Source organism: Microbacterium sp. Root166, from assembly GCF_001427145.1.
Taxonomy (GTDB): domain Bacteria; phylum Actinomycetota; class Actinomycetes; order Actinomycetales; family Microbacteriaceae; genus Microbacterium.
In genome coordinates this window covers 104,760-117,488 of the sequence record NZ_LMGL01000003.1, presented here as the reverse complement: position 1 = coordinate 117,488, position 12,729 = coordinate 104,760, and the positions used below count along the sequence as shown (strand labels likewise).

At 70.6% G+C, this 12,729-nt stretch carries 15 protein-coding genes; 7 read left to right on the top strand and 8 right to left on the bottom strand.

Annotation, left to right across the window (positions count from 1 at the left end):
- Nucleotides 1-46: 46 nt before the first annotated feature.
- A complete protein-coding gene (locus ASD56_RS12305; RefSeq protein WP_082541455.1) occupies nucleotides 47-703 on the top strand; it encodes a DUF4333 domain-containing protein in 657 nt (218 codons plus the stop codon).
- A gap of 25 nt (nucleotides 704-728) precedes the next feature.
- Here ASD56_RS12305 and ASD56_RS12300 read toward each other — a convergent pair whose 3' ends face one another.
- Nucleotides 729-1,352, bottom strand: a complete 624-nt coding sequence (locus ASD56_RS12300; protein WP_055966142.1) for a GyrI-like domain-containing protein — start codon at nucleotides 1,350-1,352, stop codon at nucleotides 729-731.
- A 56-nt stretch (nucleotides 1,353-1,408) separates the two neighbouring features.
- Nucleotides 1,409-1,786 (bottom strand): hypothetical protein, encoded by a 378-nt coding sequence (locus ASD56_RS12295; protein ID WP_055966140.1) that lies wholly within the window; start codon nucleotides 1,784-1,786, stop codon nucleotides 1,409-1,411.
- Nucleotides 1,787-1,897: 111 nt separating this feature from the next.
- Here ASD56_RS12295 and ASD56_RS12290 point away from each other — a divergent pair, with 111 nt between their 5' ends.
- Nucleotides 1,898-3,400: a SulP family inorganic anion transporter gene (locus ASD56_RS12290; RefSeq protein ID WP_055966139.1), complete on the top strand. Its 1,503-nt coding sequence runs from the start codon at nucleotides 1,898-1,900 to the stop codon at nucleotides 3,398-3,400.
- Between the two features lie 10 nt (nucleotides 3,401-3,410).
- Here the strand turns inward: ASD56_RS12290 and ASD56_RS12285 are convergent, their stop codons facing one another.
- Together ASD56_RS12285 and ASD56_RS12280 are read right to left on the bottom strand one after the other, a co-directional pair.
- Nucleotides 3,411-4,148, bottom strand: a complete 738-nt coding sequence (locus tag ASD56_RS12285) for a sulfurtransferase (protein WP_055966138.1) — start codon at nucleotides 4,146-4,148, stop codon at nucleotides 3,411-3,413.
- Between the two features lie 37 nt (nucleotides 4,149-4,185).
- Complete coding sequence (locus ASD56_RS12280) at nucleotides 4,186-4,749, bottom strand: NYN domain-containing protein (RefSeq protein WP_055966135.1); 564 nt, start codon at nucleotides 4,747-4,749, stop codon at nucleotides 4,186-4,188.
- A 162-nt stretch (nucleotides 4,750-4,911) separates the two neighbouring features.
- Here ASD56_RS12280 and ASD56_RS12275 point away from each other — a divergent pair, with 162 nt between their 5' ends.
- Together ASD56_RS12275 and ASD56_RS12270 are read left to right on the top strand one after the other, a co-directional pair.
- Nucleotides 4,912-5,514, top strand: coding sequence for a Dps family protein (locus ASD56_RS12275; protein ID WP_055966133.1), 603 nt, complete (start codon nucleotides 4,912-4,914; stop codon nucleotides 5,512-5,514).
- 109 nt (nucleotides 5,515-5,623) lie between these two features.
- Nucleotides 5,624-6,007 (top strand): hypothetical protein, encoded by a 384-nt coding sequence (locus ASD56_RS12270; protein ID WP_055966131.1) that lies wholly within the window; start codon nucleotides 5,624-5,626, stop codon nucleotides 6,005-6,007.
- Here ASD56_RS12270 and fdhD read toward each other — a convergent pair.
- Together fdhD and moaA are read right to left on the bottom strand one after the other, a co-directional pair.
- Nucleotides 5,997-6,857, bottom strand: a complete 861-nt coding sequence (fdhD, locus tag ASD56_RS12265) for a formate dehydrogenase accessory sulfurtransferase FdhD (protein ID WP_055966129.1) — start codon at nucleotides 6,855-6,857, stop codon at nucleotides 5,997-5,999. The two genes, ASD56_RS12270 and fdhD, sit on opposite strands and share 11 nt — an antisense overlap.
- Nucleotide 6,858: 1 nt before the next feature.
- The gene (moaA, locus tag ASD56_RS12260; RefSeq protein ID WP_055966128.1) at nucleotides 6,859-7,935 is read right to left on the bottom strand and encodes a GTP 3',8-cyclase MoaA; all 1,077 of its coding nucleotides are present in this window, start codon (nucleotides 7,933-7,935) and stop codon (nucleotides 6,859-6,861) included.
- 171 nt (nucleotides 7,936-8,106) lie between these two features.
- On the opposite strand from moaA, the gene ASD56_RS12255 reads away from it, so the two are divergent.
- A complete protein-coding gene (locus tag ASD56_RS12255) occupies nucleotides 8,107-8,658 on the top strand; it encodes a GNAT family N-acetyltransferase (protein WP_055966126.1) in 552 nt (183 codons plus the stop codon).
- Here ASD56_RS12255 and ASD56_RS12250 read toward each other — a convergent pair.
- Both ASD56_RS12250 and ASD56_RS12245 read right to left on the bottom strand, forming a co-directional pair.
- Entirely contained in the window at nucleotides 8,633-10,180 is a 1,548-nt protein-coding gene (locus ASD56_RS12250) for an SDR family oxidoreductase (RefSeq protein WP_055966124.1), read from the bottom strand. The two genes, ASD56_RS12255 and ASD56_RS12250, sit on opposite strands and share 26 nt — an antisense overlap.
- 57 nt (nucleotides 10,181-10,237) lie before the next feature.
- Nucleotides 10,238-10,837: a GNAT family N-acetyltransferase gene (locus tag ASD56_RS12245; protein ID WP_055966122.1), complete on the bottom strand. Its 600-nt coding sequence runs from the start codon at nucleotides 10,835-10,837 to the stop codon at nucleotides 10,238-10,240.
- A 111-nt stretch (nucleotides 10,838-10,948) separates the two neighbouring features.
- Here ASD56_RS12245 and ASD56_RS12240 point away from each other — a divergent pair, with 111 nt between their 5' ends.
- Together ASD56_RS12240 and ASD56_RS12235 are read left to right on the top strand one after the other, a co-directional pair.
- Nucleotides 10,949-11,653, top strand: a complete 705-nt coding sequence (locus ASD56_RS12240; protein WP_055966120.1) for a ThuA domain-containing protein — start codon at nucleotides 10,949-10,951, stop codon at nucleotides 11,651-11,653.
- Nucleotides 11,626-12,726, top strand: a complete 1,101-nt coding sequence (locus tag ASD56_RS12235) for a Gfo/Idh/MocA family protein (protein ID WP_055966118.1) — start codon at nucleotides 11,626-11,628, stop codon at nucleotides 12,724-12,726. The genes ASD56_RS12240 and ASD56_RS12235 overlap by 28 nt, the downstream gene beginning before the upstream one ends.
- Nucleotides 12,727-12,729 lie beyond the last annotated feature (3 nt).

Here is a 12,729-nt window from a genome sequence, read left to right as displayed (position 1 = left end):
GGGTACCGCGATGATCACTCACGCTGGGGATTCGATGAGCGAACGATTGACTGCCGGTTCCGTGCCGCCTCCGGGATGGCTCTTCGACGACGCCACGGGGCAGACCCGGTGGTGGAACGGCCGGGAGTGGACCGACCATACGCGTCCGCTCGATCCGATCGTGCGCACCGGCCCCGCGCCGGCGACGGCATCGACCCTGAGCGATCCGCTCCCACCTTCCAAGAACGGCCCGGCGACGGCGGCCCTCGTGCTCGCGCTCCTGGCGCTCCTCTCCGTCGCCGCGCTGATCTGGCTCGTTCCGGCTCGCGACCCGTTCCTCGCCCTCGCGGTCGCGCTGGCGGCCATGACGCTCGTGGCGGCGGCGTTCGTGCTGTCCGTGATCGGCGTGGTGGTCTCGATCCGCCGCCCCACGCGAAAGGGGTCCGCCGTCTTCGCCCTCGTGCTGTCGGTGCTCCTGATCGTCTTCTTCGCCTTCCGCATGCTGACCGCGGCGAGCACGGTGAACGCCGCCGCGCTGGAGGACGACATCACGCTGTGGATCCAGGCGCAGACCGGCGAGCTCGCAGTGGTGGTGTGCCCCGACGAGCCGCCCAGCGCGGTGGGGTCGATCTTCAGCTGCACGGTGACGACTCCGAGCAGTTCGCTGCATGTCGATGTCACCGTCCAGGAGGGCGGCACCGTGTCGTGGACGCAGGCGCCCTAGCCGAGAGTCGCCGAACCCCTCCGGATCAGGGCCGCGGCTCCACCGGCTGACGCAGGATGGTGCGGAGCTTCGCCGGCTCGGTGCGGCGGATGTCACTCAGGTAGATCTCGTGGTGCCTGCCGCGCATGCGCAAGCCGCGTCCGGGGATGACCTCATCGTGCAGCTGAGCGAGCACCGGCCCTTCGTCGTCGAACGAGCCGAGGTGGAGCGTCTGCACGCACGCGCCTTCGGTGAACGTCTCGAGCCGCAGCCGGTCGATGGCAGGCGCTCCGGCCGCGGCGACCTCGGCGCGGACGGCGTCGAAGTGGTCGTCGGTGATCCAGTCGGGCACGAGGTTCATCGCAGTCCAGTCCCAGCGCGACTTGTCGCGGGCGGTCGTGAAGCTCGCCATGTCGTCCGACCACCACAGAGCCTCGAGCGGCATGACGACGTAGTCGCGGCCAAGCTCCTTCTTGCTGAAGAACTTGAGGCGGTAGGCGACGGGGAAGATGGTCGCGATGGCGTCGCCATATTCGGCCTCGTTGGGGTCGCCGTGCCCGTCGACCATCAGATACCTCAGCGGCGGCAGCTGCACGAGATCGAAGCGGCCCTTCCGCGCGGCGTACGGCGCGATGTCGCGCTTGAGGTCGGTCTTGCCGGTCGCCGTCATCCGGGTGTCCTTTCGAGCCGGACCCAGAGTACCGGCGGCCGCGAGACGACCTCCGCTCACCCAGGAGGTCGCGTGGCCTCGACGATGTAGATCGCGACGAACGTGATCAGCGCCCCGGCTGCCAGAGCGCCCATGAACCACGCGAGGCGGCGGTTGCGCAGCACCATATCGCCCGGGCGTCGCGAGACCAGGAACATCGCGATCCACATCACCACCACGTACACGATGCCGATGATCGGAAGCAGGAGCTGGAGCCGGAAGGCCAGGACGAAGAGCACGATCGCCACGGCTCCCAGCACGCCCGCCGGGACGAGCCACCGCGAGGGTGCGCCGTACTTCAGCGCAGGCTGGTCCGTGACATCTCCGGGATTGGCCAGCGGCTGCCGGTCGGGCAGCTGCTCGGGTCCGTGGGGCTCCTCAGCAGGATTGCTCATGGCAGAACGGTAGGACCCCGCCCGGCGGCTGCGCCCGGGGATTGCACGCATGCGGTGTCGGCGGTATAGCGGCGGCAACCGGCGCTCGCAGGGTGCGGGTTAGAGTGGCCCGTGCCTCCTACCCTCGAACGCGCCGACCGCTATCGCAGCGAGCCCACTGTGCTGCAGGCCCTGCGCAGCCCGCGACTGCTGACCCGGGAGGTGCTCGCCGGACTCGTCGTGGCCATCGCCCTCATTCCCGAGGCGATCGCCTTCTCCGTCGTCGCCGGCGTCGATCCGCGCGTGGGCCTCTTCTCGTCCTTCGTCCTGGCCGTCGTGATCGCCTTCACCGGCGGGCGGCCGGCGATGATCACCGCCGCCGCGGGTGCCGTCGCTCTGGTCGTCGCGCCCGTCGCGCGCGAGTACGGCGTGGACTACCTCATCGCCACCGTCGTGCTGGCCGGGCTCATGCAGATCGTCCTCGCGGTCATCGGGGTGGCCCGGCTCATGCGCTTCATCCCCCGCAGCGTCATGGTCGGCTTCGTCAATGCGCTGGCGATCCTGATCTTCGTCTCGCAGGTGCCGCAGCTCATCGACGCGCCGTGGGCGGTCTATGTGCTGGTCGCGGCCGGCCTCGGCATCCTGTATCTGTGGCCGAGGATCACGCGCGCCGTACCCGCACCGCTCGTCGCGGTCGTGCTGCTCACGGCGGTGGTGGCCGTCTTCGGGATCGGGGTTCCGACCGTCGGCGATCAGGGCGACCTACCTCAGAGCCTGCCGGAGCTGCTCATCCCGAACGTGCCGCTCACCTGGGAGACGCTGCAGATCATCGCGCCCTACGCGTTCGCCGTCGCGCTCGTCGGCCTCCTCGAGTCGCTGATGACGGCGAAGCTCGTCGACGACATCACCGACACGCACTCCCGCAAGACGCGCGAGGCCTGGGGGCTCGGTGTCGCGAACCTCGCTTCGGCGTTCTTCGGCGGCACCGGAGGCTGCGCGATGATCGGCCAGACGATGATCGGCGTCAAGGCCTCGGGTGCGCGCACGCGGATCTCGACGTTCATGGCGGGCGTGTTCGTGCTCGTGCTCGTCGTCGCGCTCGGCGACATCGTCGCGATCATCCCGATGGCGGCGCTCGTGGCGGTCATGATCGTCGTCTCGATCGCGACGTTCGACTGGCACAGCATCCGTCCCTCGACACTGAAGCGGCTGCCGCTCAGTGAGACCGTCGTCATGCTCGTGACCGTCGGGTTCACGGTCTGGACCCACAACCTCGCGATCGGCGTGATCACCGGCGTCGTGACGGCCATGGTGCTGTTCGCGCGCCGCGTCGCCCACTTCACCACGGTGACGCGGACCGTCGACGGCGAGGTCGCGCGCTATCGCGTCGACGGCGAGCTCTTCTTCGCCTCCAGCAACGACCTCACGACGCAGTTCGACTACGCGTCCGATCCCGCCCACGTGGTGATCGACATGTCGGGCTCGCACGTGTGGGATGCCTCGACCGTCGCCGCCTTGGACGCCATCGTCACGAAGTACGCGCACCGCGGCACGACCGTCGAGCTCGAGGGTATGAACGACGCGACCGCGGCCTTCCACGGGCGCCTCAGCGGCGGGCTGGGCGCCGCCGGCTGAACCGGAACGGCTAGGCGAATGTGCGCGGCTCCAGCGTCGGAGTGAGGGCCTCGCGCTCGTCGAAGACGAAGCACTCCCCGCTCCAGTGGTCGCCGCCGACCTTCTCGAAGTAGCCCAGGATGCCGCCCTCGAGCTGCAGTGCGTCCACTCCGGCGTCGCGCAGATAGATCGCCGCCTTCTCGCAGCGGATCCCGCCGGTGCAGAAGCTGACCACGGTCTTGCCGGCGAGGTCGTCGCGATGGGTGGCCGCGGCATCCGGGAACTGCGTGAAGCGCTCGATGCGCCAGTCGACCGCACCGGTGAAGGTGCCGTAGTCCACCTCGAACGTGTTGCGGGTGTCCAGCAGCACGATCTCGCGGCCGGAGTCGTCGTGGCCCTGATCGAGCCAGCGCTGGAGCGTCGCGGGCTCGACGGCGGGCGCGCGCTCGGCTTCGGGGCGGATCGTGGGGTGGTCCATGCGGATGATCTCGCGCTTGAGCTTGACCAGCAGCCGCCCGAACGGCTGCTCTGCGGACCAGCTCTCCTTGGGCGTCAGCGCGGCGAAGCGGACGTCGGCGCGCAGCTCGTCCACGAAGGTGCGAACCGGTTCGGCGACGCCCGCGAGGAAGAGGTTGATCCCCTCCTCCGCGAGGATGATCGTGCCCTTGAGACCGAGCGCCTCGGCGCGTGCGCGCAGCACGGGGCGCAGCGCCTCGCGGTCGGACAGCCGCGTGAACAGGTACGCCGAGATGTTCAGGACGGATGCCACGGCATCCAGCCTACTTTCAGGCCAACTGAGGACCAGCTCAACGCAGGAAGACGGTCGGGTCGAACTCGTCGATCGGGATGACGCGCACCCGCGGGAGCGGCGCGTCGAAGACGCGGGCGTCGAACTCGAGGTCGAAGCGCTCCAGCCCCGCGAGCGAGGCGAAGCCGGCGTTGCGGAACTCCGAGAACGCGATCAGGCCGACCCGGCGCTCGTCGTCGATGAGCGCCTCGATGTCTTCGAGGAAGTCCCCGTCGTGGCTGACCAGCATGACGTCGTCGGCACGGTCGGCGAGCGCACGGAGCGTGCGCTGGATCGCGATGTCGACGACCTTCTCGTCGGGGGCACCCGACAGCGGGACGACCTGGTAGTCCATGGCCTTCAGCGCCTGGACGAACGGCATCGGGATGCCGGTGCTGGCGTTGAGGAAGAAGAGGCCGCGGGCCGGCTGCCGCCAGGTCTGGGCGGCGAAGGTGGTCAGCCGGTCCCATCGGGGCCGCTCATCGGGCTGCGGCCGGCGTCCGAGGATCGAGCCGCCGAGTGTCGCGTCGATGTTCTCGCCGTCCACCAGCACCCAGGTGGTGCGGTCGTCGCTGTCGCTCACTCGGGTCCTCCTCGTCGTGCCCCGGATTCGAGGGCCCGGTCTCGATCCTAGGCGGGCGGACCGATCATCGCCCGGGACGGCCGCGGGTAGCACGACGCCGTCACCGAATCAATCCCCGGGTCTTCGGCGCGCGGTCGTTTTAGGTTCGAGGCATTCCGAACGATGGGAGAGACCGTGGCCACGACCACCGCGAAGAAGACGAGCACCACCAAGTCCGGCGGAGCAGCCTCCACTCCGGGCAACAAGCGCCGGACGGCGCGAGGCGGAGCCGGTGCCGAGCTCACCGACGAACAGAACGCCGAACAGGGGTTCACGGCATCCGAATCGCTCAGCGAGAACCTGCAGAAGGTGCTGGTCGACCTGATCGAGCTCTCGCTGCAGGGCAAGCAGGCTCACTGGAACGTCGTGGGCCGCAACTTCCGCGACACGCACCTGCAGCTCGACGAGATCATCGAGGCCGCGCGCGACTTCGGCGACACCGTGGCCGAGCGCATGCGCTCGCTGCACGCCCTGCCGGACGGTCGCAGCGACCAGGTGGCGCAGACCACGACCTTGCCCGAGTTCCCGCAGGGCGAGATCGCCACGAACGAGGTGATCGACCTCATGACCGAGCGACTCGACTCGGTCGCCCAGACCTGTCGCGACGTCCACGACGACGTCGACGAAGAAGACCCCACCAGTGCTGACATCCTCCACGCGATCCTTGAACGCGTCGAGCAGCTCTCGTGGATGGTGAGCGCGGAGAACCGTACGCCTAAGCGGTGATCCAGAAGCGCTCGACGCTGCCCACCTCTCCTGCCGAGACGGTGGGCAGCGCTATTTCATCCCTGCCGGGTGACAAGGCGGGCCACCGCGTCCCGCTAGGGTCGTCGGCATGGCATCAGGCAAGCAGCAGACGGACCACTACGAGAGCACCCCGGGACACGGCGGCGTACTCAGCGGCGGCGGCAGCCCCGGACTGTGGGGAGCCCTGATCGGGCTCATCGTCTTCGCCTTCGTCGCCGTACCGATCTCCGCGGCAGTCCGGTACGCGACCCACCCGAACAGCCAGCAGCTGTTCGCCGGCCGGCTCTCGGAGGCCTCGACGGGCGGTTACGTCGCCTTCTGGTGGATCGTCGCGATCTTCCTGCTGGCGCTGCCGTTCCTGGTGGGCTGGGGTGTGGCGAAGCTCTCGGGCAAGACCCTCGGGATCATCACGGCCATCGTCGCCGTGTTCTTCATCGCCATCCTGATCATGGGCCAGCTCTTCATCTTCTGAGCACGCGGTCCGCGCGGGCGTAGAGGTTCATCGACGTCCCGCGGACGAAGCCCGCAAGGGTGAGTCCGGACGCCTCGGCCAGCTCGACCGCGAGCGACGACGGCGCCGACACCGCCGACAGGATCGGGATGCCGGCCATCACGGCCTTCTGGGCCAGCTCGAAGCTCGCGCGTCCGGAGACCTGCAGGACGGTGCCGCGCAGCGGCAGCCGGTCGGCCAGCACCGCCCAGCCGATGACCTTGTCGACCGCGTTGTGGCGCCCGACGTCTTCGCGGGCGACCAGCAGCTCGCCGGACGCCGCGTCGAACAGGGCCGCCGCGTGGAGGCCGCCGGTCTTGCCGAAGACCGCCTGCTCGGCACGCAGTCGGTCGGGCATGGCCAGCAGGTCCGCGGCAGGCAGGATCGCGGCATCCGTCGCCACGTCGTAGGTCGAGACCGTCTCCACCGCGTCGATGGACGCCTTGCCGCAGAGGCCGCATGAGCTCGTGGTGTAGAAGTTCCGGGTGAGCGACGCCTCGGGCAGCGAGACGCCCGGCGCCAGCGCGATGTCGAGCACGTTGTACGTGTTCTCGGGCGTGCCCGCGGCGGGACCGCCGGTGCCGGGACCGCCGCAGTGGATCGCCGAGCGGAACTGCTCGCCGCGCGCGATCACGCCCTCCGAGACGAGGAACCCGGCGGCGAGCTCGACGTCGTGGCCCGGGGTGCGCATCGTGATGGTGAGCGCGTGCCCGCCGACGCGGATCTCCAGCGGCTCCTCGACGGCGAGGGCATCACTGCGCCGCCGCTCGCCGGGGACTTCGCCGTCCAGGGTGATCTTGACCACCGGCCGGTTGACCGTGAGGCGGCCCACCTCAGCCGCCGATCGCGTTCATGCCCCGGGCCGGCTGCAGGAACGCGGGATCGTTGATCGCGTGCCCCGGGAGCTTGCCGGCGACGCAGGAACGCAGCATCCCGTCGATGCCCTCATCCCCCGGCGCGCCGCCGTCGGCCCGGAGGATCGGCAGCAGGTCGTACTCGGTGCTCGAGAACAAGCAGTTGCGCAGCTGGCCGTCGGCGGTGAGCCGCAGCCGGTCGCAGTCGCCGCAGAACGGCGCGGTGACCGACGCGATGACGCCGACGGTATGCGGGCCGCCGTCGAGCGTCCAGCGCGCGGCCGGGGCGCCGGCGCGGCCCGGAACCGGCTCGAGCGTCCAGCGCGCCGAGAGCGTGCGGAGGATCTCGTCCTGCGTGACCATGCGCGAGCGATCCCAGGTGTGGCCGGCGTCGAGGGGCATCTGCTCGATGAAGCGCATCTGCGCCCCGTGCGAGATCGCGAACTCGACGAGGTCCACGAGCTCATCGTCGTTGACGTCGCGCATGGCGACGGCGTTGAGCTTCAGAGGACGCAGACCGGATGCCGCGGCCGCCGCGATGCCGTCCAGCACGTCGTCGAGCCGATCGCGCCGGGTCAGGTCGCGGAAGCGCTCGCGGTTCAGCGTGTCGATCGAGATGTTGAGGCGGCGCAGGCCCGCGTCGACGAGGTCGGGCAGCACCTCACCCAACCGGATGCCGTTGGTGGTCATCGCGATGTCGACCGGCTCGCCGCTCGGGCCGGTGATCGCGGCGAGCCGGCGCACGACCTCGACGATGTCTGCCCGCAGGAGCGGCTCGCCGCCCGTGAGCCGGAACGTCGTGATGCCGTCGGCCGCCGCGACGCGGGCGATCCGCTCGATCTCGTCGAGCGTCAGGATGCTCGTCTTCGCGAGCCATTCGTTGCCCTGCTCGGGCATGCAGTACGTGCAGCGCAGCGAGCAGCGATCGGTGAGCGAGACGCGAAGGTCCCGGTGGACGCGGCCGTGGGTGTCGACGAGCGGATCGCCGAGGGCTCCTGCGGCGCGCGCGGCCGGCTGCGGCACCCGGGGCGCGATCGTGACGGGGATCGCGCTCATGCGCGCCCCGCCGATCGCTGTGCCGCCATGGTTCGAGGGTAGCCCGCGGCGGGATCGTCGAGGCCGTGGGCGATCGATCGCCGAGTTGCCGCTCGATGCCGGTTTCCGCGCCGCGTGCCGACCACGACCGGCAACTCGAGGACCGCGGTCCCGCTCCGATACGGTCGAGGCATGACCGTGACCGTGCGCGACGCCGTCCGCGAGGACGCCGGTGCGATCTCCCGCGTCCGCGTCGAGACCTGGCGTGCCGCGTACACCGGGCTGATGGCCGACGAGATCCTCGACCGGATGGACGTCGAGCGCGAGACGAAGCTGCGCCATGACCGGTGGGACGAGCTGCACGCCGACACGCGCGGTGCCGAGCTCATCGCCGAGATCGACGGCGTGCTCGCCGGCTGGGCGGCGATCGGCCCCTCGATGGACGACGACCTGCCTCACAACGGCCAGGTCTATGCGATCTACGCCCTGCCCGAGCACTGGGCGCAGGGCGTCGGGCACGCTCTGCTGGCCGCGGCCGAGGAGCGCCTGCGGCGGGTGGGCTTCACCCGCGCGCACCTCTGGGTGCTCGACCGCAACGCGCGCGCCGCGACGTTCTACGAGCGGCACGGGTGGCTCGAGGACGGCGGCACGATGACCGACGAGCGCCGGATCGACGGCGTCGGGCACGTGCTCTTCGAGCGGCGGCGCGTGCGCGATCTCAGCGACGCGCCTCCGCCGCGCTGACCTCTTCGGCGGCGTCGGCGATGCGCCGCGCCATGCCGGCGAAGATGAAGCCGTGGAACGGCAGGACCGCCAGCCAATAGAGCCGGCCGGCCAGGCCGAGCGGGAAGAACACGGCACGCTGGTCGTACCGCGAGCCCTCGGCATCCGCCGTCGCGCGAAGCTCGAGCCACGCGAGGCCCGGGACCTTCATCTCGGCGCGCAGTCGCAGGAACGATCCGCGCTCGATCGCCTCGACCCGCCAGAAGTCGAGCGCGTCGCCGACTCCGAGTCGTGCCTTGGAGCGTCGTCCACGCGCCAGTCCGATCCCGCCGACGAGGCGATCCATCCAGCCGCGGATAGCCCAGAGCACCGGCGATGAATACCAGCCGTTCTCTCCGCCGATGCCTTCGATGACGCGCCACAGCGCTTCGGGCGGCGCGGACGTCCGCGCGGTGCGCGAGTCGGTGAACACGACCCGGCCCGCCCAGTCCGGATCGCCCGGCAGCGGGTCGCTCGGCACCCCGAGCACCTCGGAGTCCTGCCAGCTCGTCTCGATGCTGTCGCCCTCCACCCGGCCGAGCGCCAGGCGCACGGCCGCGCGGTACCCGGTCAGCCCGTCGGCGGGCGGCGGGACGAGCCCGTCGATCTCGTGGTCCTTCATGACGCACTCGTTCTGGAGCGACTCGACGAGAGGGCGCGCGATCGCGGCCGGGATCGGCGTGACGAGGTTCACCCAGAGCGAGGCGAGGCGCGGCGTGAGCACCGGCAGCGCGGCGATCGGGCGCTGGCGCAGCCCGGCCTCGAGCGCGTAGCCGTTCATCATCTGGCCGTAGCGCAGCACGTCGGGACCGCCGATGTCGACCGCGCGGTTCACATCGGCGGGCACGCGGGCCGCCCCGAGCAGATAGTGGAGCACGTCGCGCACGGCGATCGGCTGGATGCGGTTGCGCACCCATTTCGGAGCCGGCATGTACGGCAGGACCTCGGTCAGGTGGCGCACCATCTCGAACGACGCGGACCCCGAGCCGATCACCACGCCGGCCTGGAGCACGAGGGTGGGGACGCCGCTCGCGAGGAAGATCTCGCCCACCTCGACGCGCGAGCGCAGGTGCGGCGACAGTTCGACGCCCTCGGGGTGGAGCCCGCCGAGGTACACCAGTCGCCCGACCCCCGCGGCAGCCGCTGCCTGGGCCACGGTTTCGGCGGCACGGCGGTCGGCGTCGGCGAAGCCCTTCCCTGCCGACATCGAATGGACGAGGTAATAGAGCACGTCGACGCCCTCGGTCGCGCGGGCCGTGGCCGCGGCATCCGCTGCATCGCCCGTGACGACCTCGACGAGGCTCCCCCAGGCCGCCGAGTCCACGCGCGAAGCATCCCGCGCCAGCACCCGCACGTCGTAGCCCGCGGCGAGCAGCCGGGGCACCAGACGACCGCCGATGTACCCGGTGGCGCCGATGACGAGCGCCCGCGGCGCGGTTCCGTCCGGGCGGGGAAGCGCCGCCAGCTCCGGCTCACGACCGGTCGGCGCGGAGAGGTCGTCCATGTCGGCAGGCTACGCCCGTCTCGGGCCACCGAGGGCCGGATCGGGTTGCCCGAGACCTCAGGCCAGCGGCATCCCGAACGCCTGCACGCCCTCATGCGACGGCAGCGGGGCGAACCCGAGCCGCGGGTAGAACGCGATCGCACCGGTGTTGCCGCTGGAGGCCGCCAGGTGCAGCCCCGACACGCCTCGCTCGCGCAGCGCCTCGGCCAGCGTCTCGATGAGGCGCCGGCCCCAGCCCTGGCCCTGCGCCTCCGGCAGCAGATCGATGTGCAGGTGCGCGGGGTAGGTATCGCCGTAGGGCTCGGCCCCGGCGCGACGACCGTAGGCGTAGATCAGGATGCCGTCCTGCCGGGTGCGCTCGGCATCCGGCAGCGGCCAGCGCTCGACGTGGCGCGGCCACCACTCCGAGCGGAACCACTCCTCGAACTCGCGGGTGTCGGGAGCACCTACGACGTAGCCCACGACGCGGCCGTCGTCGGCCTCCACGACGAAGGCCAGGTCGGGGTGCCGGGCGACATAGGGCAGGACGAAGATCTCGGCCCAGAGGTCGTCGTCCTCGAGCGCGCCGGTGGCGTCTGCTCCGTCATCCGCGGTCTTCAGGCAGATGTCGGCGAGCGCCGGCTCATCGCCGGGGCGGAAGGGGCGGATGCGAGGCATCGACCGAGCCTAGGGCACCCCGGCCTCGTGTTGGCGGCGAGCGTCTCGGCTGGGATCCTCGTATCGGGCGCGGATCGCCCCCGGCCTTCGCCGACGAAAGGACACACCCCCATGGGTTCACGACACGCCCTGATCGTTCGAGGAGGGTGGGAGGGGCACCACCCGGTCGAGAGCACCGAGCTGTTCATCCCGTTCCTCGAGACCAACGGCTATGAGGTCCGGATCGAGTCGTCCCCGGACGTGTACGCCGACGATGCGGCCATGACCCAGACGGATCTCATCGTCCAGTCGATGACGATGGGCGACATCTCGAACGAGGCACTCGCCGGGCTGCGGACTGCGGTCCAAAGCGGCGTCGGGCTCGTCGGGTGGCACGGAGGCATCGCCGACTCCTACCGCAGCTCGTCGGACTACCTTCACCTCATCGGCGGCCAGTTCGCCTCGCATCCCTCGCGCGACCCCGCCATCGTGTCCGACGAGGACAAGCACACCCTCACCTACGCGGTGGGGATGACCGCGCTCGGCCGTGAGCACGAGATCACCGCGGGACTCGAGGACTTCGAGCTCCACACCGAGCAGTACTGGGTGCTCCACGACGACCTCAACGACGTCCTCGCGACCACGACCCATCCGGCTCCGTCATGGCACCCGTGGCACCGCGAAGTGACATCGCCCGCAGTGTGGACCCGTCGCTGGGGCCTGGGCCGGATCGTCGTCTGCACCCCGGGGCACACGCCCGACATCCTGCGGCACCCGAGCGTGCGCACCATCATCGAGAGGGGAATGCTGTGGGCAACCCGCACCGCATCGGAGTGATCGGGCTCGGCGTCATCTCGGGCGCCTATCTCGAGACACTCCGCGACAGCGGCTCGATCCGGATCACGGCGGTCGCCGACCTGGACCGCTCCCGGGCGGACGCCGTCGCCGCGACACTTCCGGGCACCGCAGCGATGAGCGTGGCGGAGCTGCTCGGCAGCGACACGGTCGACACGGTGCTCAACCTGACCATTCCGGCCGCTCACGCCGAGATCGCCCTCGCCGCGATCGCGCAGGGCAAGAACGTCTACGGCGAGAAGCCCATCGCCACCTCCATCTCCGACGCACAATCGATCATGCGCGCGGCTGCGCATGCCGGCGTGCGGATCGGCTCGGCCCCCGACACGGTCCTGGGCACGGGAACCCAGACCGCTCGCTCCGCCGTGGCGGCCGGCCTCATCGGCCGCCCCCTGGCCGCCACCGCCACGATGGTCACACCGGGACACGAGCGCTGGCATCCCCATCCGGACTTCTACTACCAGCCGGGCGGCGGTCCGATGCTCGACATGGGCCCGTACTACATCTCCGCCCTCATCCACGTCCTGGGGCCGGTGCGCTCCGTCATCGGTTCCGCCAGCCGCCTGCGACCGCAACGCACCATCACGAACGGCCCGCGCTCGGGCGAGCAGATCGTCGTCGAGGTCGAGACCCACGTGACCGGCGTGCTCGAGCACGAGAGCGGAGCTCTGACGACCATCACGACGAGCTTCGACGGCAACGCGACCACCGCGTCGCCGATCGAGATCCACGGCGAGCTCGGTTCGCTCACGGCGCCCGACCCGAACCAGTTCGCCGGCGAAGTCCGGCTCGCGCGCAACGGCGACAAGGAGTGGGAGACCGTTCCGATCTCTGCCGGGTACGTCGATGGCGCGCGAGGAGCGGGACTGCTCGACTTCGTCGCCGCGACCGCGGAGCGGCCGTCCCGCGCGGGCGGCGACATCGCGCTGCACGCGTTCGACGTGATGGACACCCTCCTCGAGTCGGCGCGCACCGGACTGCGGCTTCCGGTCCGCACGACCGTCGAGCGACCCTCGCTCGTCCCGCTGACCGACAGGGCGGACTGGCTCGGCTGAGTG

What these genes read in the sequence shown, in the direction of transcription:
- ASD56_RS12245 (WP_055966122.1), bottom strand. Translation starts at nt 10,837, where the DNA reads ATGCCTCGCATCCGCCCCTTCCGCCCCGGCGATGAGCCGGCGCTCGCC.
- ASD56_RS12255 (WP_055966126.1), top strand. Translation starts at nt 8,107, where the DNA reads ATGACCGTGACCGTGCGCGACGCCGTCCGCGAGGACGCCGGTGCGATC.
- ASD56_RS12295 (WP_055966140.1), bottom strand. Translation starts at nt 1,786, where the DNA reads ATGAGCAATCCTGCTGAGGAGCCCCACGGACCCGAGCAGCTGCCCGAC.
- ASD56_RS12275 (WP_055966133.1), top strand. Translation starts at nt 4,912, where the DNA reads ATGGGAGAGACCGTGGCCACGACCACCGCGAAGAAGACGAGCACCACC.
- ASD56_RS12240 (WP_055966120.1), top strand. Translation starts at nt 10,949, where the DNA reads ATGGGTTCACGACACGCCCTGATCGTTCGAGGAGGGTGGGAGGGGCAC.
- moaA (WP_055966128.1), bottom strand. Translation starts at nt 7,935, where the DNA reads ATGAGCGCGATCCCCGTCACGATCGCGCCCCGGGTGCCGCAGCCGGCC.
- ASD56_RS12250 (WP_055966124.1), bottom strand. Translation starts at nt 10,180, where the DNA reads ATGGACGACCTCTCCGCGCCGACCGGTCGTGAGCCGGAGCTGGCGGCG.
- ASD56_RS12300 (WP_055966142.1), bottom strand. Translation starts at nt 1,352, where the DNA reads ATGACGGCGACCGGCAAGACCGACCTCAAGCGCGACATCGCGCCGTAC.
- ASD56_RS12270 (WP_055966131.1), top strand. Translation starts at nt 5,624, where the DNA reads ATGGCATCAGGCAAGCAGCAGACGGACCACTACGAGAGCACCCCGGGA.